The organism is Nocardioides sp. NPDC058538 (assembly GCF_042719275.1).
Classification (GTDB): Bacteria; Actinomycetota; Actinomycetes; order Propionibacteriales; family Nocardioidaceae; genus Nocardioides.
Genome location: NZ_JBHXNY010000009.1, coordinates 125,550 through 147,048, shown reverse-complemented (window position 1 = coordinate 147,048; position 21,499 = coordinate 125,550). Strand labels below are relative to the sequence as shown.

The following is a 21,499-nucleotide window of genomic DNA, read 5'->3' as shown; positions in this document are numbered from 1 at the left end:
TGTGCTTCGCCGCCGGGGTTGGGGTGGGGGGGGGCCCACCCGTCACCCCGGGGGGGGGGGGGGGGGGGGGGGGGGGGGGGCGGGGGGCCCCCCCCCCCCCCACGATGGGTGGATCAGCCGAGCAGGTCGTCCAGGTCGCCGTTGAGGCAGTGGTCGACCACCGGACGGACGGTCTCGAACGTGCACTCCTTGGCGTTGCCGGGCGTGCAGGCGTCGCCGAGGACGTGGTTGGTGATCCGGTCGACGTCCGCGGCGTCGCCGACGATCTTCGGGGCGTTCTCGTAGTAGGCGGTCGGCCCCTGGCCGAGCCGGTTCTTCGAGTACGTGTCCTTGGTGACGTCCACGAACCGCTCGGTGATGCCGACGTCGCGCAGCAGCCGGATCGCCGCCGCGAGCGCCGCGTCGGCGGCCTGCACGTCGGTCATGCCGTGGGTGTCGACGCCCATCGCCCGGGCGATGTCGGCGAAGCGCTTGTAGTGCGAGGGCATGTTGAACGCCCACACCCGCGGCAGCGCGATCGCGTTGTTGAGACCGTGGTGGGTGTCGTAGAAGGCGCTCACCGCGTGGCTGATCGAGTGGATGATGCCGAGACCGCCGGAGTTGAACGCCTGGGCGGCGATGTACTGGGCGTACATCATCCCCTCGCGGCCGCCGAGGTCCTGGCCGTTCCAGACCGCCTGCCGCAGGTTCTCCGAGGTCAGCTTGATCGCGTGCAGCGCGTTGCCGAGCGAGGGCTGGAAGTTGATCCGGGAGACGTACGGCTCGCTGGCGTGCGCGAGCACGTCGAAGCCGCACTGCGCGGTGTAGTCGACCGGGCAGTCGTAGTAGAGCACCGGGTCGTCGATCGCCAGGCTGGCCACCGAGGCGTCGTCGAAGGCGACGTACTTGTGCGGGTTGTCGGGGTCCGTGGTGGTGTCGGTGATGACGTACGCCCAGGAGGTCTCCGACCCGGTGCCGGCGGTCGTGGACACCGCGATGTGCGGCGGGTTCTTCGGGTTCTCGGACATGTTGAAGCCCTCGAACTCGTTGACGTTGCGGCCGTCGTGGGCGACCGAGATGCGCGCGCCCTTGCAGGCGTCGTGCGACGAGCCGCCGCCGATGGAGACGAACGAGTCGCACTCGTTCTCCTGGTAGAGCTTCACCGAGTCCATGACGTTGTAGTCCTTGGGATTGGACTCGACCTTGTCGTACACGACGACCTCGAGGCCGTGGTACTTCATCGACTCGACGATCTTGGTGACGATGTCCGTGCCGCGGAGGCCGGACGTCATCACGAGGGTCTTGCGGAAGCCCATCTTGAGAGCCTCGGGCCCGATCATCTCGTGAGCGCCGGGGCCCATGAGGGCTCGAGGGAACGGGTGGAACTCCTTGATGGGGAAGGGCTTGAGTAGTTCGTCGACCTGCATGGCAAACCTCCGTTGGTGTGTGACGCTCAGCACATTAGGTACGCCGACCGAGCCGCGAACAGGTGAGGAACGGGAAACAGCCCGGCCCGGGAGGGGCCGACCTACCCGTTGGGAGAGGTGCCTCCCTGGCCAGGTCGGCGCGGCAGCAGACAGGTCATCGAACGTGCTCTGATCGCGCCGGCCCACAGCCCTGCGCCGTACGCCATGTCGTCGAGGCGGCGGGCCAGCGGCCGGTATCTCGTGCCGGGGTTGTCGACCTGGGCGACGACCACGTCGACGACCAGGGAGGCCGCCAGGGCGCGCCTCAGCAGGCGGCTGTGCGGGGCGAGGAGCGCGGTCAGCGGCCACCAGTGCCGCAGCAGCAGTGCGGCCTCCTGGCGCACCGTCCAGCCGAGGCCCTGGGCGCAGAGCTGGACCGCGAGCCGGTCACGTCCGGGGGTCTCCGGCAGCCGTCTTCGCAGCGAGAGGACGCCGTAGGCGATCCCGGCCGCGGCGACCGGGAGGGACCACCGGCGGTGCACCATCAGCGCGGCCGCGGTGGCCGCCATGCTCGCGGTCATCACGGCCGGAGCGCCCTTGCGGCCGTGCCGGACGGCGAGGTCGGCGCCGCCGGTCCCATAGAGGTACTTGCGGCCCAGCCAGCCGCGGACCGTCGTGCGGGTGTCGTGCCAGGCCACCTGGCCCGGGTCGTAGCGGACGACCTCGCCGGCCTCGACCAGCCGCCACACCAGGTCGACGTCCTCGCCCACCCGCATCGACTCCTCGAAGCCCGGCCCGAGCCGGTCCGTACGCCCGACGAGACAGGCGCTGGGCAGCCAGCCCACCGCGGCACCCGGGCGCACGACGCAGGCGCGGGTGCCGAGCGCGAGGGAGGAGTCGTCCTCGTCGAAGCGCTCGAACCACCGCGGCGCCCGGCTGCGGGCACGGCTGCGGACCAGCGGCGCCACCAGCGCGACGCGGCCGTCGGCGAAGTGGCGGGAGAGCGCCAGCAGCGTGCTCGCCTCGACGGTGACATCGGAGTCGACGAAGGCGACGTACGGGGTGCGCACCGCCCGCAGGCCCGCGTTGCGGGCGCCGGCAGGGCCGAGGTTCTCAGGCAGCTGCAGGAGGTGAGCGCCGTGGCGGTTGGCGACCCTCTCGACGGCATCGGGATCGAGCGAGGCGTCGTCGACGACGATGCGATGGAGGGCTCCCAGCGAGGCGAGAGCACGGTCGAGCTGGTCGGGCCGGTCCCGTACCGGGATCACGACGGTGAGCTCGGCCGGATCCACGCCGGGACCGTCGAGCACGGGATCGGCCAGGTTGCCGTCGACGAGCCTCGCCGCGAGCGCCTCGGTGGCCGCGTCGACGACCGTGATCTCGCCATCGTCGAGACGGGCCAGCGCGGCGTCGGTGAGCCGGACGGCACGCAGCGGCGAACCTCCTACCAGCAGGCGCCGGTCGATGCGGCGTACGTCCTCCCGGACTCGGACCCGGAAGCCGATCGGGAATCTCACCCCACTGCCACGCCGCCGGGAGCCATCACGTCCATCGTGGTCTGCTCGATCATCATGGTGAGCGCCGCCGCTCCCTGCGCCGCCGTGGCGCCGGTCGGGTCGCCGAGAACGCCGTTGGCGGAGACCGCTGCGACCCCGCCCGCCCGCATGGCCGGGAGAATCTCCGCGAGCGGCCGGGTGTCGCCGGGCTCGGCCAGGTCCATGCGTACGACCTCGGGCCTCAGGTGCAGCATCAGGGACGTCTCGGTGCGGCCGGCGTGCAGGTCGAACTCCTCGGTGCGGCACGGCAGCCAGCACGCGGTCTGTCGCTCGAAGGTGAGCTGGTTGACCGCGCTGGTCAGCGCGGCGGCGTTGCCGCCGTGGCCGTTGACGAGCACGACCCGTTCGGCCCAGGTGCGGGCCGAACGGACCAGCTCGACGACGACCAGATGGAGCGCATCGCTCCCGATCGACACGGTGCCGGGGAAGGACTGGTGCTCGCCGCTGGAGCCGATCGGGATCGGCGGCGCCGTCCAGCTCTGGACACCCTGCTCCGCGAGCCGCTCAGCCACCCCCTGCGTGACCGCGGTCGCGATGGTGGTGTCGGTGTCGAAGGGAAGATGCGGGCCGTGCTGCTCCAGCGACCCGACGGGCACCAGCAGGATCGTGCCCTGGCGCACCTGCGGCCAGGTGGCGTCACCCAGCGCGGACATGGAAGCCGTCCGGGACGATCAGGTGCTCCGGGTTCAGCTCGGCGACCGATCCGACCGCGAGCCCTCGCAGCGCCGAGTCGATGCCACCGCTCAGCACGTCGAGGACGTTCTCGACGCCGGCCTGGCCGTTGGCCGCCAGACCCCACAGGTAGGCCCTGCCGATCAGCACCGCCTTCGCGCCGAGCGCGAGCGCCTTGACGACATCGGAGCCGCGGCGTAAGCCTCCGTCCATCACCACGTCGACCTGGTCGCCGACGCGGTCGGCGATCGGCTTGACCATCCTGATCGCGGCAGGGGTGCCGTCGAGGTTGTTCCCGCCGTGGTTGGACACGGAGATGCCCGCCACCCCGACATCGACCGCGCGGAGCGCGTCGTCGACCCGGCACACGCCCTTGAGCACGAACGGGGTGCCGCTGATCTGGTGCCACTGCTCACGCATCCAGGCGACGTCGTCCCAGCTCGGCGGCGGGGTGGTCATCCACTCGTAGTAGGCGCCGAAGAACGTCGGCGCGCTCCCGCCCGGCGGGGCGAGGTTGGGCGCGGTGAGATCCGGGAAGGAGCCCGTACGCCCGAACTGCCACGCCCACCGGGGCCTGGCCGCCACCTGCGGTGCCAGGCGCATCATCGTCCGCAGGTCGACCTTCTCCGGGATCTCGGGACTGCCCCAGTCGCGGCCGATCGAGAACGACCAGTCGAGCGTCGCGATCAGACCCTGCGCGCCGGCGGCGTGGGCGCGCTGCATGCGCTGGACCACGGTGTCGCGGTCGCCGGTCCAGTACATCTGGAAGAACGTGGTCGCGCCGGTCGCGGTGACCTCCTCCACCGATCTGGAGGCGAAGTTGGACAGCCCCATGATGGTGCCGCGGGCAGCGGCGGCCCGGGCGACCGCGACCTCGCCGTCGGGATGCACCGCCTGGACCCCGGTGGGGCTGATCAGGACCGGCAGCGGGACGGAGTGGCCGAAGACGGTCGTACCCAGGTCGCGCTTGGCGTGCTGCCCGACGACATGGGGTGCCCAGCCGAGCTCGGCGAAGGCGGCCTGGTTGTCGGTCATGCTCTGGCCGCGCTCGGAGCCGGCGACCAGCGCGCCGTAGACCGGCTTGGGCAGCCGGCGGCGGGCTCGTTCCTGGGCCACCGCGACCGACTCGAACCACGGGTTCTTCTTCCAGGGGTTCTCGAGCTTCACTACAGATCACCTCCGGCGAGCGGGTCTTCGTTGCAGGCGGAGACGGGGCGCCGCCTGGTGGCACCGAGGTTCAGCAGCACCGGAGCGTTGCGGCTGGCCTGGCTGCGCGAGTGGTCCTTGCTCGCCTGTGGGACGAGCCGGTCGCCGGCGAGGGCGGTCTCGCCGAAGCCCTGGACGCACTCCGGGTCCGGCCCGTCCAGCGGCAGTCCGGTGAAGAACTTGGCGGCCATGCAGCCGCCGCGGCACGCGTCGAAGTGCTGGCACTTCGTGCAGGCTCCGCCGGTCTGCGGCGAGCGCAGCTCGGTGAACAGCGGCGAGGACTGCCACACCTCCTTGAAGCCACCCTCACCGAGCAGGTTGCCGGCCAGGAACTGGTCGTGGATCGCGAACGGACAGGCGTAGACGTCGCCGATCGGGTCGATCAGGCACACCACCCGACCGGCGCCGCACAGATTGAGGCCCGGCAGCGACTCGCCATAGGCGGCCAGATGGAAGAAGGAGTCGCCGGTGAGGACGTCCTCACCATGCGCCATCAGCCAGTCGTAGAGCTCGCGCTGCTGCTCGGGGAGCGGGTGCAGCTCGTCCCAGACGTCCGCGCCGCGACCCGACGGGCGCAGCCGGGTGAGGCGCAGGGTGGCGGCGTACTCGTCGGCGATGGCCTTGAAGTCGTCGAGCTGGCCGATGTTCTCCCGGGTGCAGACGACGGAGATCTTGGCGTCGGAGAAGCCGGCGTCGCGGAGGTTCGCCAGCGCCTTGAGCGCGGTGTCGTACGAACCCGCTCCACGGACCCGGTCGTTGACCTCCGCCGTCGCGCCGTCCAGAGAGATCTGTACGTCGACGTAGTCGGTCGAGGCCAGGAAGGCGGCGCGCTCGGGGGTGATCCGGAAGCCGTTGGTGGAGAACTTCACGCCGACCTGATGGTCGACGGCGTACTCCACGAGCTCCCAGAAGTCGGGGCGGATCGTCGGCTCTCCGCCGCCGATGTTGACGTAGAAGATCTGCATGCGCTGCAGCTCGTCGATGACCGCCTTGCACTGCTCCGTGCTCAGCTCGCGCGGGTCGCGCCGGCCCGAGCTCGACAGGCAGTGGGCGCACTCGAGGTTGCACGCGTACGTCAGCTCCCACGTCAGACAGATCGGGGCGTCGAGGCCGAACTCGAACTGCTCGACGAGGCTGCCGCCTGTGGGACGGGCCTTGGGAGTGGTGGGGCGTTCTGGTGCGAGGGTCACGCTGCCTCCTCATGGCGGGGGCGGATCATGTCGGTCTCGGCGAGGGCGCGGAGCGCCGCTGCGTACGCGTCGTGCTGCTCAGGCGGGATGCCGGCCGCGTCGAGCGCGCTGCCGAGACGAGGGTGCTGCTCGAGGAGCCGGACCACCTCGACCAGCTCCGGCCGCTTGAGGAAGGTCAGCTTCCGGTTGCCGAAGTGGTAGGCGAGGGCCCCGAAGGGCTCAGGACGCAGCGCCACCGAGGGCGAGAGTGTCCACGGCTCCTCGAGCATGCGATCGGGCATCAGTAGACGCCGCACATTCCGTCGATCGAGACCTCCTCGATGAGGTCCTCGGTGGCGACGTCGGTGGCGACATCGGCCTGGTTCGACTCGTTCTGGGGTTCCATCTGCTGCTCCTCTCACGGGGTGACCGTTCGCACGTTAATCACGGCGTGAGCCGAGCAACCTCCCCGATCGGAGAGTCTTGCGGGCAGGATCAGGGAGGAGTCACCTCGTGGCGTACGTGAGGACCTGCTGACCGAGCGGCGAGAGCCGGCCCTCCTCGACCACCAGCTCCCAGCCGTGCCCTGCCTCGGCGGGGACGAACTCCGAGGATGTGGCCTGCGCCAGCGCCTGGGCGGCGTCGGCCTCCTCGGCACCGTCGGTGTCCTCGGCGATCGCGATCAGGCCCGGCGTGCTGATCGAGTCGGCGACCGAGGTCAGGTCGACGCCGGCCCAGCTCGACGGGCCCGACAGGTCGACCCAGCCGTCGATCTCCACGCCTGCGGCGACGGCCCGTACGGTCTGGCTGCCTCCCATCGAGGCGCCGACCAGCACGACCGGTGCATCCGGCCACTGCTTCTCGACCTCGCTCAGCGCGGCCCGCACCTGCGGTACCGGGTCGTCGGGATCCTTGATCCCGCAGTCGGCGTCGCCATAGCCGCAGAGGTCGAACGAGAGGCCGGCGACGCCCTGGAGGGCCGCCAGGATCGCGAAGTCACCCCAGCCGCAGCGGCCCCCGTCGGTCTGGTGGAGCATCACCAGCACCGCCGACGGACCCTGGCCGTCCGGAGGGGAGAAGCGGATGGCCGGCAGCTCGAGGCCCTTGCCGACGACCTGCATCGGCTCCACCCCGGCGGCCGTCTCCGGCAGGAAGCAGCCGCCGAGCTCACCTTGGATGTACGGCCCGTCCGTCGGCAGCGCGGGGCCCGACTCCTTCGCCTTGCCCGGACCACCGTCCCCGTCAGCACCGTTCTCCGCACCGCACCCGGCCAGCACCAGGCCGAGGATCGCCACCCCGGCCGCAACGCCCTTCACGCTCCGCATATGTCAATATTGACATATGACTGACCCCGAGGCGACCACTTCCAACCTCGGCTTCGCCATCCTCGGCCTGCTGGCACGGCGGCCGAGCACCGGCTACGAGGTCGCGCAGCGGATGCGGCAGCCGATCGGCTACTTCTGGACCGCCCGCCACTCCCAGATCTACCCGGAGCTGAACCGTCTCGACGCCGCCGGGCTGGTCGAGCACGAGGTCATCGAGGGAGCCGGCCCCCGTCCGACGAAGCGCTACCGGATCACCGAGACGGGTCGGAATGCCCTGGCCGCATGGGTCGTCGGCGATCTCGAGCCCCAGCCGGTCCGCGACCTGGAGATCCTCCGGCTGTGGTCGATCTGGACCGTCGAGCCCGACGCCGCCACCGAGCTGGTCGGCCGGCTCGAGGCGGTCCATCAGGGCGTACTCGAACGCTATCTCGAAGAGCTGGCCGAGATCGCCGACCGCCCCGGCGTCCGCGACCCGTCGAACCCCCTGTTCGCCACCCGGATCACCCTCGAAGGAGGCATCCGGTCACGGCGTACGGCCCTGGAGTGGTGCGCCTGGATGCGCGCGGAGTTCGCCGCCGCCGAGCGCTGATCAGCCCAGGCCGGCAGCCTCGGCGGCGATCGTGGTGTCGTCGCCGTGCCCGGTGTGGACGACCGTCTCGCCCGGAAGCGTGAACAGCTTGGCCCGGATCGACGACTCGATGGTGGGCCGGTCGCTGAACGAGCGCCCGGTCGCCCCCGGACCACCCTGGAACAGGGTGTCGCCGGTGAAGACGCACCCCAGCGAGGGCACCGACAGACAGACCGCACCGGGCGCGTGACCCGGCGTGTGCAGGACGGTCACAGAGGTGTCGCCGATCTCGATGACCTGGCCGTCGGACAGGTCCACGTCCCACAGCTCGTCGGGGTGGGTGAGCTCCCACAGCGGCCGGTCGTCGGGATGCAGCAGGATCGGGGCCCGGACCGCCTCCCGCAGCGCCGGCGCCACACGTACGTGGTCATCGTGGGCGTGGGTGCAGACGATCGCCTTCACGCGGCGACCGTCCACCACGGCCAAGATGTCCTCCACCGAGTGCGGTGCGTCGATGACCAGGCACTCCTGGTCGTCGCCGACCACCCAGACGTTGTTGTCCACCTGGTGCGTCTCACCGTCGAGGCTGAACGTGCCGCTGGTGATCGCGTGGTCCACACGTACGGCCATCAGAGCACCACCACCGAGCGCAGGACACTCTGCCCATCAGGGGCGCGATGCATCTTCTCGAAGGCGGCCTCGATGTCGCCGATCCCGATCTCCTCGCTGACGAAGGCGTCCAGGTCGAGACGCCCCTGGCGATAGAGGTCGACCAGCATCGGGAAGTCGCGGCTGGGGAGGCAGTCGCCGTACCAGCTGGACTTGAGGGCGCCCCCGCGGCCGAAGACGTCCAGGAGCGGGATCTCGGGCACCGACATGTCGGGCGTGGGCACGCCGACGAGCACGACGGTGCCGGCCAGGTCGCGGGCGTAGAAGGCCTGCTTCCAGGTCTCCGGGCGTCCGACCGCCTCGACGACGATGTCGGCGCCTTCGGCACCTTCGTACGTCTCCGAGCAGATCCGCCGGATCTCCTCGACCGGGTCGGTCTGCGAGGAGTCCACGGTGTGCGTCGCGCCCATGGCCGCGGCGCGCTCGAGCTTCTTGGCGTCGATGTCGACGGCGATGACCGGGCTCGACCCGGCCAGCGCCGCACCGGCGATCGCGGCCACCCCGACACCGCCGCACCCGATGACGGCCACCGACCTCCCGCGGGTCGCGCCGCCGGTGTTGATGGCGGCACCGATACCGGCCATCACGCCGCAGCCGAGCAGGCCGACAGCGGCGGGCCGGGCCTCTGGGTCGACCTTCGTGCACTGACCCGACGCGACCAGCGTCTTCTCCGCGAAGGCGCCGATGCCCAGCGCGGGCGAGAGCTCCGTGCCGTCCTCCAGCGTCATCTTCTGGGTCGCGTTGAACGTGGCGAAGCAATACTGCGGCTCACCGCGCTTGCACGCCCGGCAGCTGCCGCAGACCGCGCGCCAGTTGAGCACCACGAAGTCGCCCGGCGCCACGTCGGTCACGTCCGGACCCACCGCCTCGACGATCCCGGCGGCCTCGTGGCCCAGCAGGAACGGGAACTCGTCGTTGATCCCGCCCTCGCGGTAGTGCAGGTCGGTGTGGCACACCCCGCACGACTGGATCTTCACCACCGCCTCGCCCGGTCCTGGCTCGGGAACGTTGATCGTCACGAGCTCGACGGGCGCCCCCTTGGCACGGGCGATGACGGCCTTGACCTGCTGCATGTGTCTCCTCTCGCGGCCCCGGAGAGATCCGGTCGCTCGCGATTCATCTTCGACGTTGGTTCGTCGGCACGGCAAGGGCCGCCCGACAGGATCTTCAGGTGCCCGCGCCGCGCGCGTCGGCCGGTTCGAACTTCTCCCGGTGGATGAGCCGGGGTGCCATCCGGCGCCGCTTGAACGCCTTGACCCCGGCCTCGACCAGCGCCGGCGAGCCGCACAGCCACCCGGACCAGCGACGCGCGCTGGCGACGTCCTCGACGAAGGCGTCGGGCGCATAGCCGCTGCGGTGACCGGGCCGCGCCTCCCGGGAGAGCACGGTGACGAAGCTGAAGCTGCGATACCTCTCGGCCAGCTCTGCGAGACGGTCGGTGTCGTAGAGGTCGGCCTCGGTGCGTACGCCGTGGTAGAGCACCATCATCCGGTTCGGGTGACGTTCGAGCGCGGTACGGGCGATGCCGAGCAGGGGCGCCAGCCCGGTGCCACCGCCGATGAGCACCATCGGCTCGCCCTCATCCTGGTCCGCATCCGGGACGTGGAAGTCGCCGAGCGGGCCGCGTACCTCGACCCGGTCACCGACCGCGACCGACCCGAAGAGCCAGTCGCTGGCCACGCCGCCGGGGATGCGGCGTACGTGGAGCTCGAGGACCTTGTCCTCCTGGGCCGTGTTGGCGAGGGAGTACTGGCGCCGCTCGGCGGTGCCGGGGACGAGCACCTCGACGTACTGTCCCGCCGAGAACGCGAGCGGCTCCTCGAGGCCGAGGCGGACCCGGCGGGTGTCGCGGGCGACGTCCTCGACGTCGACGACGGTGGCGGTGAGGTCACGGAGCACGTGGGTCGCGCGGCCCATCTCCGTGCCGCACAGCGCGACCTCGGTGTCCCCGAGCGGCCGGGCCTGGCACGCCAGCGCCAGACCGCTCGCGCGCTCGTCCGCGGTCAGCGTCTCGAGCGGCGAGTCGCGGTGGTCGACCTCGCCGCACAGGACCTGCAGCTTGCAGGTGCCGCAGGTGCCCTGGTTGCAGGAGTTCGGCATCCACACGCCGGCGCGGAGGAACGCCTCCAGGATCGACTGGTCCTCGGCGCACTCGACGCGGCGGCCGGAGACACTGATCGCGGCGGACATCGCTCAGACCTCCCAGGTGCAGTGCAGGCTGGTCGGGCCGCGGAAGCCCCAGCCCCAGAACTCGACGCCCTCGCCGGTGTCGCGCTCCAGGTTGGGGATCGCCTCGAAGAGCTCCTCGAGCCCGATCCGCATCACCTGGTTGGCGTAGTAGATGCCAGCACACGCGTGGTTCCCTGCACCGAAGGCGAGGTGCGGCAGCGGCGGCCGGTGCAGGTCGTACGCGGTCGGCGCATCGTATTTCCCGGAGTCGTGGTTCGCGGAGCCGTAGGAGAGGATCACCGGGGTCCCGGCGGGCAGGTCGACGCCGGCCACGGTGACCGGCTTGGTGCTGATCCGCGCGGTCGCCGACCAGATCGGCGAGGTCCAGCGCATGCCCTCCGAGATCGCCCGCGGCAGCAGCGACGGGTCGTCGACGACCTCCTCCAGCTGCTCGGGGCGGCTGAAGAGCCCCACCAGCGTCGAGGCCATGCCGTGGCCGGGCTCCTGCATCGCACCCAGCAGGTAGACGTAGATGGTGGGGTAGATGTACGCGCGGTCGCGGGTCTTCCCCGGCGGCATGCCGTCGTGGAGCCAGTGGGAGATCGCGGTGTTCTCGGGGTGCTCGATCCACCGGTCGATCAGCGGGTCGACGACTGCCTGAATCTCGGCCCTGGCCTCGTCACCGGGGGTGAACCCGTCAGGGTTGGTGAACTCCCCGTTCTCGTCGACCGCGGCGTTGGTGAACGAGACGTTCAGCTTGTGGAACCACTCGCGGAGCTTGTCGGAGGAGACCGACTGCAGCCCGAGCAGGTCGCCGAGCGTGCGTACGGAGACGGGCTCGCAGTAATCCGCGACCAGCTCGGCGCGACCGCGGTCCTCGAACTGCTCGACGTAGTCCCGCGCGATCGGGCGGACCAGGTCGTCGACCCAGCTGTCGACCTCGGCCGGCTGCAGCTGGGGCTCGACCATGCCGCGCAGATCGGCGTGGATGTCACCGTTGACGCCGATGATCGCCGGGTGGCCGAACGTACGTCCGCCGGCCGGGGTGATCACCGCCTCGAAGTCCGGGCTGGTGGCGACCTCGCGACAGATCTCCGCGGTGGATGCGACGTAGGAGCCGAGGACCGGGACGAAGGCGAGCGGCGCCTCGCGGCGTAGGCGCTCGTAGGTCGGATAGGGGTTTCGCTCAAGGTCGGTCATCGTCACGTCGTCGAGCCAGGAGAGGTCCTGCTTGCCGGATTGCTGCGTGGTCGTCATGGGTGCTCCTCGAGAGATGGGAGGTTCCGAACAGGAGTCGAAAGTAGGTCGGTCCGCGCGCCCGGGCGACACGGATTGCGCGGGTTCTGCACCCTGAACGCGACCAATCTGTGACGCCCGTCTCAGGTACGCTCTGCGGCATGTCCGGTCGTATGCGAGTCGCTCCCAGGGACTGGGGGCAGGCCTCGCGCGTCGTTGCCCAGGCATACTTCCCGCACGAGCTCCGGCCGGTCCGCGGCGCTCACGAGCCGCGGCTCACGCTGCGTACATTGGAGCTCGGTCCGGTCATGATCGGCCATGTCGGCTGGGGCGCGGATGTGGCGATCGAGTGCGACTACCCGAGCGCGTACGAGGTGAACATGCCGATCACCGGCCACCTGGAGAGCCGCGGCCGGTTCGGAGATCTCACCTCGGTGGTCGGCCAAGGGACCGTCTTCCGGGCAGACACCCCGTCCCTGATCAGCCACTGGGACGCGACCTGCACCGTGCTCGGGGTGAAGTTCGACAGTGACTGGCTGGAGGTCGAGACCGAGCGGATCCTGGGCACCGACCGCGTCAACGCTCGTGCCCTCCTCCCGGAGCAGCTCTCGCTGGAGCGCGGCCGCGGGCGCGCCTGGCATCACCTGATCACCAGTCTGGCCACCAACCTGCACGACCCGGACATCTTCGCCGACAGTGAGCTCGTACGCCGCCAGCTCGCCGGCGCGGTCGCCGCGGGCCTCCTGGAGATGTGCTCCCCCGACGGCGGCGTCACCACAGCCGCACGGCCGCGGACGATCCGCCGCGTGGTCGAGGCCCTCCACGACGACCCGGCCCGAGCCTGGACCGCCGCCGACATGGCCGCTCTCGCCGGCACCAGCGTGCGCCGCCTGCAGGAGGGCTTTCAGCAGTGGGTGGGAAGCGCGCCCTCCCGGTATCTCCTCGACGTCCGGCTCCAGCGTGCCCACGCCGACCTCACCACGGATCCCGCCCTGAGCGTCGGCGACGTCGCAGCGCGCTGGGGCTTCTCCTCGGCGAGCCGCTTCGCCGCCGCCTATCGGAGGAAGTACGGCACCGCACCGTCGGCGGTGCTACGACACGATGGCTGGGCCAGCTGAGACCCGGTGCGCACCGGACCCCGGGATCGTCGCGGGCAGATCACGACCAGGTCATGTTGATCGCTCGCTGAAAGTTGATGTAGCCGGCACGACCGAAGGCCGCGGCCATCGGGGTGTTGCCGAGGTCCGTGGACGCCCGGATCCTCGGGACGTCCTGGTCGGCGAGGATGCGCGTGCCTTCGCTCAGCAGGTCGTCGATGTAGCCGTGGCCGCGATACGCGGGCAGGACGCCGACGTAGGCGATGATCGCGTGGTAGCCGTTCCGGGCAGGAATGACGAAGCCGACCGGTTCGCCGTCGTCGAGCTCGGCCACCTGCCACCAGGCCCGCGGGCTGGAGAACCCGGCGAACTCGTCGTCGAAGTGCTTTGCGGCAACGTCCGCGGGCGACGTCGTCTCGAGGTCAGCCTGGCTGTGAGCGTCGAGCGTCCCCTTCAGGACCGGCTCCATCAGTGCCACCAGCTCGTCACGATCGCTCACGGATCGGAATCGCAGGCGCCCGCTCGGGACGGGAACCGGGGAGCCGGCCCGCCACTCGAGGCGGAGACGCTCGACGAGCGGGGTCGCCCCGAGCCCTTCGAGGACGGACATGCGCGACTCGACGACGCGTCGCGCGGCCGGATCGTCCCGCCAGTCGGGCGGGATGTACCGCCCGTACTCCGGGGGCGTCGAGCCGGCCGGCACGACGGCGGCCAGCGCGGTACGCAGAAGCCGGCTTCCGATCCCGCTGGCCGCGTCCGCGTCCAGGGTGTCGTCGAGGTCGAAGAAGTCCAGGACGTCCGGCGCCGTCGCACCCGGTCGACCCCACCACGAGGCACGGGCAAGCAGGCGGTCCCCGCTGGTGGCGACCCACATCCACTCGGGGCGACGCCGCCCCTCGGCCAGGTCATCAGCCAGCTCGTCGTCGAGCACGTAGGAGAGCCGGAGGAACAGGTCGAGCTCGTCCTGGCTCGAGAGGGGTCGGACGACGATGTCGCTGATCGTGTCGTTGATGTCGCGCTCCTCGAGGGTGGATGGTGTGGTCAGGCGCGGTCGTAGGTTAGGACGCTTGGTCCGGACTCGCCTCGAGCAGGGTCCTCGTCTGCTGGCCGCACCGCGGAACGGACTTGTGAGACAGGACCTACGCGGGCGGTGACATGAGGAATCGCTCTAGCAGGCGGCGCTCTGCCTCTTCGTCGTCGCCGGGGTTGGAGAGGAACGACAGGATGATCCGCAGGATCCAGTCGCCGAGGTCGGGATCGGCGGCTTCCGAGTCAGAGGCGAGGTAGCTCTCCGCGACGCCGCGGATCACCGGGGAGTCGTGGAGCACCTCGCGCAGCAGGGTGCTGTCACCGGCGTACCAGGCGGCGAGGTGGGGGCGCTCGCGCACGGCGGCGAGGCAGGCGAGGACGGCCTCGACCACGCGGAGCCGGGGGTCGGACACCTCGGTCATGGCCTGGGCGACCTGCTTGGTGATGAGCCGCGCTTCGCGGTGGGCGAAGGCGTAGATCAGCGCCTGCCGGTTCTCGAAGTAGCGATACAGGGTCGCGCGCGAGCAGCCGGCCGCGCGGGCCACCTCGTCCATGCCCGGCTTGTCGACGCCTCGCTCGACGAAGAGCTCGCCCGCGGCGTCGAGGATCCGCTCGGCGGCGAGCTCGGTGCGCTCCGCCTCCAACCAGCTCATCGGGCCACCTCCGTAGCGCGAGCGCCAGAATACGGACGCGGCCCGATGATGTACGTACAGGTCACTCGCTGGCGCTCGCTCATCGGCCCACCTCGACGTGGAGGCTGACGGGCCTGCGTACATAGCTCCCCGGCGCCCACCGCAGGGAGTCGTGGTCGACGGTGAAGGACGGCATCCGGGTGAGTATCTCGGTGAGCGTCACCCGGCCCATCATCCGGGCGGCCGCGGCGCCCAGGCAGTGATGCGCGCCGTGGGCGAAGGTCAGGATCTGCCGCGGATGCCGGGTGACGTCGAGCTCCTCGGCGTCGGCGCCGAAGGCGCGCGGATCCCGGTTCGCCGCCGCGTAGCAGAGCAGGACCTTCTTCCCCGCGGGAATCGTGACGTCGTGGATCGTGACGTCGCGGGTGGTGGTCCGGGCGAGCCCCTGCACGGGCGAGGTGAGCCGCAGCAGCTCCTCGACGGCGGCCGGGACGTCCTGCAGAGCGAGCTCGCGCTGGTCAGGGCGGTCCGCCAGCAGCGGCAGACCACCACCCAGCAGTCCGGTCGTCGTGTCGTTGCCGCCCGCGACCATCGTGAAGGCGAACGCGAGCACCCGCAGCAGACCGGCGTCGTCGTCGGCCTCCCCGGCCGCGACGAGATGGGAGACGGTGTCGTCACCGGGCTCCTGTCGGCGCCGCTCGATCAGCTCGGCGAAGTAACCCATCAGCTCGGCGGCGGCACCGGCTCCGATGCTCTCGTCCTGAGCCGCGTTGGCCGCCACGATCGCGTCGGTCCACACGTCGAACCGATCCCAGTCCACCTCGGGTACGCCGAGGTAGTGGGCCACCACCATGCTCGGCAGCGGCTTGAAGAGCTCCGCGACGATGTCGCCGCCACCGGCTGCCTTGATCTGCTCGACCCGCTCGCCCACGAACCGGGTGACCCGAGGCGTCACGTCCTCGACCTGCTTCGGCGTGAACCCGCGGTTCACCAGCTTCCGGAACGCCGTGTGCGCCGGCGGATCGGTCATCACCATCGGCGGATTGTCGGCCAGCCCGATCCGCTCGAGCTCGTCGTGAGCCGTCGTCAGCCCGCCGGTCGAGCTGTACGTCTCGTGGTCACGCACCGCCGCGAAGACGTCGACGTGCCTGGTCAGGACCCAGTAGTCACCCCGGGCGACGTGGTGGACCGGGTCGTGCTCGCGCAGCGCGGCGTACATCGGCCACGGGTCGGCCCACGACTCCCCGGACAACGGGGTGTACGCCGACGCCGCATGAGACACATTTGATTCCATGTCTCATACAATCAACAGGAGGCGCAACTTTGTCAATGGGTCGACGCTGTGGCCGACAGCCGCGCGCGCCCCGGAGTCGACCACCGCCTTTCAGATGACTAGGGTTCTGTGACCGGCGCCACAAGCGTCGCCAGCAGTACATCGGCGCCACAAGCGCCACGCACATATCGAGCAAGGAGGCGGATATGAGCACGACACCTGAGGGCGTGCATGAAGCGGCCGCGGCGAAGCGCGGAGCGTTCTCATCGCGACAGGTCTTCATCTTCGCGGCAATCGGGTCCGCGGTGGGCCTGGGAAACATCTGGCGTTTCCCCTACGTCGCCTACGACAACGGAGGTGGCGCGTTCGTCATCCCCTACATCGTGGCGTTGCTGACGGCCGGAATCCCGTTCCTGTTCCTCGACTACGCACTGGGCCACCGCTACCGCGGCTCCGCGCCGCTGTCGTTCGCGCGCCTGCGCCGCGGCACCGAGGGCCTGGGCTGGTGGCAGGTCGGCATCTGCTTCATGATCGCCATCTACTACGCAGCCGTGATGGCGTGGGCGGTGCGCTACACGATCTTCAGCGTCACCAAGGCCTGGGGTGACGACCCGGAGGGCTTCTTCTTCGGCGAGTTCCTCAAGGCAGGCGATCCTGGCATCGACGCCACCCCGGTGTGGGGCGTGCTGATCCCGCTGCTGCTGGTGTGGGTCGCGATCCTGGCCGTCATGCTGCTCGGCGTCCAGAAGGGCGTCGGCGCGACCTCGGCCATCTTCATCCCGATCCTCGTCGTCGCCTTCGCGATCCTCGTGGTGCGCTCGCTCTTCCTCCCCGGTGCGGCCGAAGGGCTGGACGCGCTCTTCACCCCGAACTGGAGTGCGCTGACCGACGCAACGGTGTGGGCGGCGGCGTACGGACAGATCTTCTTCTCGCTGTCCATCGGCTTCGGCATCATGATCACCTACTCCTCCTACGTCCACAAGCACACCGACATGCCCGGCGCGGGGCTCGTGGTCGGCTTCGCCAACTCCAGCTTCGAGCTGCTCGCCGGCATCGGCGTCTTCGCCGCGCTCGGCTTCATGGCGCAGGCCAACGGGGTCGCGGTCGGCGAGGTCGCCACCTCTGGCATCGGTCTGGCGTTCGTCGCCTTCCCCGCGATCATCAGCGAGGCGCCCGCCGGTGCCCTGATCGGGGTGCTGTTCTTCTTCTCCCTGGTCATCGCCGGCTTCACCTCGATGGTCTCCATCGTCGAGGTCGTGATCTCGGCGGTGCGTGACAAGTTCGAGATGACGCGCACCACCGCCACGATCGCGGTCACCGTGCCGATGGCCGTGCTCAGCCTGGTGTTCTTCGCCACGACGAGCGGGATCTACGTGCTCGACATCATCGACCACTTCATCAACCAGTTCGGCATCCTGCTGGTCGCGGTGATCTCGATGCTGGTCATGAGCTGGTGGCTGCGCGTGCTGCCGACCTTCAGCGCTCACCTGTCCGACGGCAGCTCGATCGTCGTCGGTGCCTGGTGGCGGATCCTGGTCAGCATCGTCGCCCCGATCGGCCTGGTCCTCGTGCTCGGGCTCTCCTTCTGGGAGGACCTGAAGACGCCGTACGAGGGCTACCCGGCCTGGATGCTCGCCGTCTTCGGCTGGGGCGCCGCCGGCGCCGTCATCGTCTTCGGGTTCCTGGCCGCTCAGGCCAAGTGGCGAGACCCCGAGGCTCTGTCCTCGGTTCACTTCAACGAGAAGGGAGCACAGTCATGACTGCCTCTGCCATCGTCATGATGCTCGTCGCGATGCTGGTCATCTGGGGAGGCCTCGCGCTCGCCGTCGTCAACCTGCGACGCAGCCCCGACCTTCCCCGCGAGGACGAGATCCGGCGCGACCTCTGACGGGTCACCGACCCACACACACAGGGCCTGTCTCGGAACGCGGCGTGAAGTCGCGTTCCGAGACAGGCCCCTGTCGTTGAGTCATCCGCCCGCGAGGGCGACGCCATGGCGCTCGGTCACCGACAGGATCGCGGCCATCGAGTCCGCGGCCGGCTGGCCTGCGGGAACAGAGCTGGCGAAGTCGGCGAAGAACCGGCCGGCGCCGTCGCCCGTGGTGATCGCGAGCGCTCGGGCGGAGTCGCCGACGACCTCGAAGGTGCCAGGGGTGCCCGCCGGGAAGACGACCAGTCCGCCGGGCTCGACGTCGTAGGACCTCCCGTCGACGTACGCCGTGATGCGGCCCTCGAGCAGGTACAGCACCCCGCTCCACGGCGAGACGTGCGGCGGCGTCATCGGGGCGGCGGGTGCGATCACCTCGAAGACCTCGAAGGCCCCCTGGGCGTCCTTGACGGCGGCCTTCGCGACATGGTCGCCGTCGATCATCGGGCTGTGCCGGCCCTCGTGGGGCCGTACGTAGGTGGTGCTCATGACTCCTCCTTCGGTCGGGTGCGTTCAGCATCCGCCGCTGGAGCCGGATCGGTGCGAGTAGTGCGCTACTCGACTCCGAGAGGGTCGGCCAGCCCGGCACGTTCGGAGACGCCGAGCTTGTGGCCGGCCCGGTAGAGGTGGCCCTCGACGGTGCGCACCGACAGGGTCAGTCGCGCCGCGATGTCCTTGTTCGACAACCCTCGGGCGGCCAGGGCGGCGATCTCGCGCTCGCGGGCGGTCAGCGGCAGCGGCCGGGCCGCGACCAGCAGCGCGGGGGTACGGGCACCCGACCTCTCGGCCAGCTTCGCCGCGGTGGCCGCCGCGGTCAGGGCCGACCCCTGCCGCCCCGCGCGGCGCTGCACATCGGCGGCCTGCGCGGCCGCGTCGCCCGCGGCGACGAGGTCACCGAGCCGGGCCCACGCATGCGCCATCCGGAGCAGCGCGTCGCCGTCCTGGTCCGCCCACGCCCGGCCATGGGCCAGCGCCGTGTCGGCGCGCGGGCCGAGTCCGGCCAGCGGTGCGAGCCAGCGGGCCGGCGCCACGGTCGTATCGCCGAGCTGGACCGCGGTCTGCCAGGCGAGGACCTCGTACGCCGGCGAACCCGCCTCGCGGGCGACGTCCGCCGCGGCGACCGCATGGCCGATCGCCTCGGTCGTCCACCCCTCGGCAGCGGCACCCCACGCCAGCGCGAGGCGATCGTCGGGCAGATAGAGCCGGTACGCCGGATGGTGCCCGGCAGCCACGCCGGCCAGCAGCGGCGCGGCGTCCTCCGGTCGACCAGCCTGCGCGAGGGCGGTCGCCAGCAACGTACGACACCGGAACCGGAACTCGTGGCCGGAGCCCTCCAGCGCGGCCCAGGCCTCGCGCAGCGAGAGCAGCGCATCGAGGAGGCGGCCCTCGGCAAGGGCCGCGTGACCTGCGACGACGAGGCCCATGAGCCTGGCCGGCCCGGGAAGGTCGGCCGATGCGGCCCGCATCCTCCGGGCCAGGTCCGCGCTCCGGTCCGGTGTGCCGGCAAGACGGTGTCCGAGCACCTGGAAGTCGGCGAGCCCGAAGCCGGGGATGACGGTCGGCACCCGGTCGGCGGTCAGTCCGCCCACGACGGCGGCCTCGTCGAGGAGCTCGCGGTCACCGGTGGCGGCGGCCGCCGCGGACGCGGAGGTGGCGACCAGGATGCCGGCCAGGTCGTCGGGAAGATCGCTCCGCAACAGCTGCGGCGCCCTGGCGAGCACGGCGGAGATCTCGCCGTCCACCAGGCGCAGGACGAGCGCCATGGCGGCGGCGTGGACCGGTGCTGCCCCGGTGGCCTCGGCTGCGGCCAGCGCCTGATGGGCCTCGTCGGGCCGGGCCATCGTGAAGAGCAGGTTGCCGGTGCGGTGCAGCTGCACCATCGCGAGCAGCCCCGGGTCGGACGCGGTGGCGACGATGTCCTCATGGATCGCCTCGGCCTCCTCGCCGCGGCTGAGCCAGGAGAGCGCCGCGCCGTGCACGACCCTGGCCGCGAGGTCGCCGGTGGCAGCGGCCGCACGCGCCAGCCGCTCGGCCAGCGGCAGGTCGTACATCCGGGTCGCGGCCTCGGCGGCCCGTAGGAACAGCGCCGGCTCCGGTGGCAGGTCGGAGTCGAGGGTCAGCACGGCGCGGGGGATCGGGTCGGGCTCCGGGTCCAAGGTGAGCGCCACCCGTCCGCGGAGGCGGCGGGCACGCAGCGTGCCCATCGCGGCGCGGCGTACCTCGCCGTAGAGGGGGTGTGCCAGCCGGGCGACCACCCCGTCGGTACGCACCAGCCCACGCTCCTCCGCCTCCTCGAGGTCGGCCGCCGAGGTCAGCGAGGACAGGGTCGCGACCGCCACCGGCTCGGCCAGGGCCACCAGGTCGACGACGTCCCGCACCCCGGTCGCAAGGTCGCCGATCTCCCGCTCCAGGAGACCGGCGAGCTCCGGCGAGATCGCCGGCTCGCTGCTCCATCGCCAGATCCCGGACACCGCACCGAACCGGCCCGCCGACACCTCCCCGGCCAGCAGGTGCCGCAGGAACAGCGGGCTGCCCTGGGTCATCGTCCACAGCCGGTGGGCGGAGTCCGTGTCGACCGGACCGCCGAGCACCCGGGCGATCAGCCGGGTGCTCTCCTCGGCGTCCAACGGCGCCAGGTCCAGGCGCGGGAGGTGCTCGTCCTTCCACAGCGACGTCACGACGTCGGGCGCGGGCTCCCCGGTGCGGAGCGTGATCAGCACCGGCGCCATCCGCCGGGCCACCACCCGGTGGACCACGATCGCGGAGTGCTCGTCGAGCAGGTGAGCGTCGTCAACGGTCAGCACGAGCGGCAGCTGCCGGGTGATCTGGTCCAGCGCCCGGCCGATGGTCTCGGCCGCCTCACCGGGCGGGACGTCGAGCAGACCGGCGAACGCACCGAGCGGGAACTGGCGGGCGGCCGTGCTCCCGTGGGCATACAGGACGGATCCTCCGTGACCGGCGGCGGCCAACGCCTCACGAGCGAGCCGGGTCTTCCCCACCCCCGCCGGGCCCGCAACGATGACGCCCGCCGCACCGGGCCTGATCGCCGCCGCGACCCTCCGCAGCTCCTCGTCCCGGCCGGTCAGCGGCCACGGCCGCTCCATGAGGTCAGGCTAGTGGCACGAGGTCCGGTCACACATCACTCAAAAGGTGGCTGTGCTCAGAACGGCTCGATCGCGAAGCGCCCCCAGGCGATGAAGATCATCGCCGCGAGAAAGAGCAGGTCTCCGAGCAGCTCCTTGTATTCGGCGCGCCGAAGCCGCTCGGTGACCGCACCGGCCATGTAGAGCGCCATGCACGACGCCGCGACCGGCACCAGGACCGGCGCGATGTCGAGCAGCCCCGGGAGGATCAGGCCGAGTCCGCCCAGCGTCTCCACGGCGCCCATGAACTTCACCTTCCCGGGCGTGAAGTCCTCCGGCCAGTGCGTCTTGGCCGTGTACTTCTCGTACGGCATCGTCAGCTTGACGATGCCGCCGGCGACGTAGGCGATGCCGAAGACGCCGGCGACGATCCAGAGGGCGATGTTCATGATGTCTCCAAGGTCAGTCGATGCACGGATGCCCCTACGACGAGGCACGTGGTG

Annotated in this window: 22 protein-coding genes; 4 read left to right on the top strand and 18 right to left on the bottom strand. The window is 70.9% G+C overall.

Going from position 1 to position 21,499, the window contains the following annotated elements; translation table 11 throughout:
• Positions 1–113: 113 nt before the first annotated feature.
• The 8 genes from mdo to ACFWQC_RS11055 all read right to left on the bottom strand — a co-directional run bounded on the left by mdo (position 114) and on the right by ACFWQC_RS11055 (position 7,313).
• Positions 114–1,406, bottom strand: coding sequence for an NDMA-dependent methanol dehydrogenase (mdo, locus tag ACFWQC_RS11090; RefSeq protein WP_378677133.1), 1,293 nt, complete (start codon positions 1,404–1,406; stop codon positions 114–116).
• A gap of 101 nt (positions 1,407–1,507) precedes the next feature.
• Complete coding sequence (gene mftF / locus ACFWQC_RS11085; RefSeq protein WP_378677130.1) at positions 1,508–2,902, bottom strand: mycofactocin biosynthesis glycosyltransferase MftF; 1,395 nt, start codon at positions 2,900–2,902, stop codon at positions 1,508–1,510.
• Positions 2,899–3,594 carry a mycofactocin biosynthesis peptidyl-dipeptidase MftE gene (gene mftE, locus ACFWQC_RS11080; RefSeq protein ID WP_378677127.1) on the bottom strand — a complete coding sequence of 232 codons (696 nt, stop codon included), beginning with the start codon at positions 3,592–3,594 and terminating at the stop codon, positions 2,899–2,901. The genes mftF and mftE overlap by 4 nt, the downstream gene beginning before the upstream one ends.
• Positions 3,578–4,780: a pre-mycofactocin synthase MftD gene (gene mftD / locus ACFWQC_RS11075; RefSeq protein ID WP_378677124.1), complete on the bottom strand. Its 1,203-nt coding sequence runs from the start codon at positions 4,778–4,780 to the stop codon at positions 3,578–3,580. Before mftD ends, mftE begins: the two co-directional genes overlap by 17 nt.
• Complete coding sequence (mftC, locus tag ACFWQC_RS11070) at positions 4,780–6,009, bottom strand: mycofactocin radical SAM maturase (protein WP_378677121.1); 1,230 nt, start codon at positions 6,007–6,009, stop codon at positions 4,780–4,782. The genes mftD and mftC overlap by 1 nt, the downstream gene beginning before the upstream one ends.
• Positions 6,006–6,290, bottom strand: coding sequence for a mycofactocin biosynthesis chaperone MftB (gene mftB / locus ACFWQC_RS11065; RefSeq protein WP_091043883.1), 285 nt, complete (start codon positions 6,288–6,290; stop codon positions 6,006–6,008). Before mftB ends, mftC begins: the two co-directional genes overlap by 4 nt.
• On the bottom strand, positions 6,290–6,394 hold the full coding sequence (gene mftA / locus ACFWQC_RS11060) for a mycofactocin precursor MftA (protein WP_378677116.1): 105 nt from the start codon (positions 6,392–6,394) through the stop codon (positions 6,290–6,292). Before mftA ends, mftB begins: the two co-directional genes overlap by 1 nt.
• Positions 6,395–6,494: 100 nt before the next feature.
• The gene (locus ACFWQC_RS11055) at positions 6,495–7,313 is read right to left on the bottom strand and encodes an alpha/beta hydrolase (RefSeq protein ID WP_378677113.1); all 819 of its coding nucleotides are present in this window, start codon (positions 7,311–7,313) and stop codon (positions 6,495–6,497) included.
• Positions 7,314–7,329: 16 nt separating this feature from the next.
• On the opposite strand from ACFWQC_RS11055, the gene ACFWQC_RS11050 reads away from it, so the two are divergent.
• Positions 7,330–7,902 (top strand): PadR family transcriptional regulator, encoded by a 573-nt coding sequence (locus ACFWQC_RS11050; protein ID WP_378677110.1) that lies wholly within the window; start codon positions 7,330–7,332, stop codon positions 7,900–7,902.
• Here ACFWQC_RS11050 and ACFWQC_RS11045 read toward each other — a convergent pair whose 3' ends face one another.
• The 4 genes from ACFWQC_RS11045 to ACFWQC_RS11030 form a co-directional block, all read right to left on the bottom strand.
• A complete protein-coding gene (locus ACFWQC_RS11045; protein ID WP_378677107.1) occupies positions 7,903–8,511 on the bottom strand; it encodes an MBL fold metallo-hydrolase in 609 nt (202 codons plus the stop codon).
• A complete protein-coding gene (locus ACFWQC_RS11040; protein WP_378677104.1) occupies positions 8,511–9,623 on the bottom strand; it encodes an S-(hydroxymethyl)mycothiol dehydrogenase in 1,113 nt (370 codons plus the stop codon). The genes ACFWQC_RS11045 and ACFWQC_RS11040 overlap by 1 nt, the downstream gene beginning before the upstream one ends.
• A gap of 94 nt (positions 9,624–9,717) precedes the next feature.
• Positions 9,718–10,740, bottom strand: coding sequence for an FAD-binding oxidoreductase (locus tag ACFWQC_RS11035; protein ID WP_378677101.1), 1,023 nt, complete (start codon positions 10,738–10,740; stop codon positions 9,718–9,720).
• A gap of 3 nt (positions 10,741–10,743) precedes the next feature.
• Entirely contained in the window at positions 10,744–11,976 is a 1,233-nt protein-coding gene (locus ACFWQC_RS11030; RefSeq protein ID WP_378677098.1) for a cytochrome P450, read from the bottom strand.
• A 140-nt stretch (positions 11,977–12,116) separates the two neighbouring features.
• On the opposite strand from ACFWQC_RS11030, the gene ACFWQC_RS11025 reads away from it, so the two are divergent.
• On the top strand, positions 12,117–13,073 hold the full coding sequence (locus ACFWQC_RS11025) for an AraC family transcriptional regulator (RefSeq protein ID WP_378677095.1): 957 nt from the start codon (positions 12,117–12,119) through the stop codon (positions 13,071–13,073).
• 40 nt (positions 13,074–13,113) lie between these two features.
• Here the strand turns inward: ACFWQC_RS11025 and ACFWQC_RS11020 are convergent, their stop codons facing one another.
• From ACFWQC_RS11020 to ACFWQC_RS11010, 3 genes are all read right to left on the bottom strand, one after another.
• Entirely contained in the window at positions 13,114–13,983 is an 870-nt protein-coding gene (locus ACFWQC_RS11020) for a GNAT family N-acetyltransferase (RefSeq protein ID WP_378677092.1), read from the bottom strand.
• A gap of 208 nt (positions 13,984–14,191) precedes the next feature.
• A complete protein-coding gene (locus ACFWQC_RS11015) occupies positions 14,192–14,734 on the bottom strand; it encodes a TetR/AcrR family transcriptional regulator (RefSeq protein ID WP_378677089.1) in 543 nt (180 codons plus the stop codon).
• Positions 14,735–14,813: 79 nt separating this feature from the next.
• The gene (locus ACFWQC_RS11010) at positions 14,814–15,995 is read right to left on the bottom strand and encodes a cytochrome P450 (protein WP_378677086.1); all 1,182 of its coding nucleotides are present in this window, start codon (positions 15,993–15,995) and stop codon (positions 14,814–14,816) included.
• Positions 15,996–16,192: 197 nt separating this feature from the next.
• On the opposite strand from ACFWQC_RS11010, the gene ACFWQC_RS11005 reads away from it, so the two are divergent.
• The gene (locus tag ACFWQC_RS11005; protein WP_378677083.1) at positions 16,193–17,746 is read left to right on the top strand and encodes a sodium-dependent transporter; all 1,554 of its coding nucleotides are present in this window, start codon (positions 16,193–16,195) and stop codon (positions 17,744–17,746) included.
• Entirely contained in the window at positions 17,743–17,874 is a 132-nt protein-coding gene (locus tag ACFWQC_RS11000) for a methionine/alanine import family NSS transporter small subunit (RefSeq protein ID WP_378677080.1), read from the top strand. Before ACFWQC_RS11005 ends, ACFWQC_RS11000 begins: the two co-directional genes overlap by 4 nt.
• A gap of 81 nt (positions 17,875–17,955) precedes the next feature.
• Here ACFWQC_RS11000 and ACFWQC_RS10995 read toward each other — a convergent pair whose 3' ends face one another.
• The 3 genes from ACFWQC_RS10995 to ACFWQC_RS10985 form a co-directional block, all read right to left on the bottom strand.
• The gene (locus ACFWQC_RS10995) at positions 17,956–18,402 is read right to left on the bottom strand and encodes a cupin domain-containing protein (RefSeq protein WP_378677077.1); all 447 of its coding nucleotides are present in this window, start codon (positions 18,400–18,402) and stop codon (positions 17,956–17,958) included.
• 65 nt (positions 18,403–18,467) lie between these two features.
• On the bottom strand, positions 18,468–21,017 hold the full coding sequence (locus tag ACFWQC_RS10990) for a LuxR C-terminal-related transcriptional regulator (RefSeq protein ID WP_378677074.1): 2,550 nt from the start codon (positions 21,015–21,017) through the stop codon (positions 18,468–18,470).
• 56 nt (positions 21,018–21,073) lie between these two features.
• Positions 21,074–21,445: a DoxX family protein gene (locus tag ACFWQC_RS10985; protein WP_378677071.1), complete on the bottom strand. Its 372-nt coding sequence runs from the start codon at positions 21,443–21,445 to the stop codon at positions 21,074–21,076.
• Positions 21,446–21,499 lie beyond the last annotated feature (54 nt).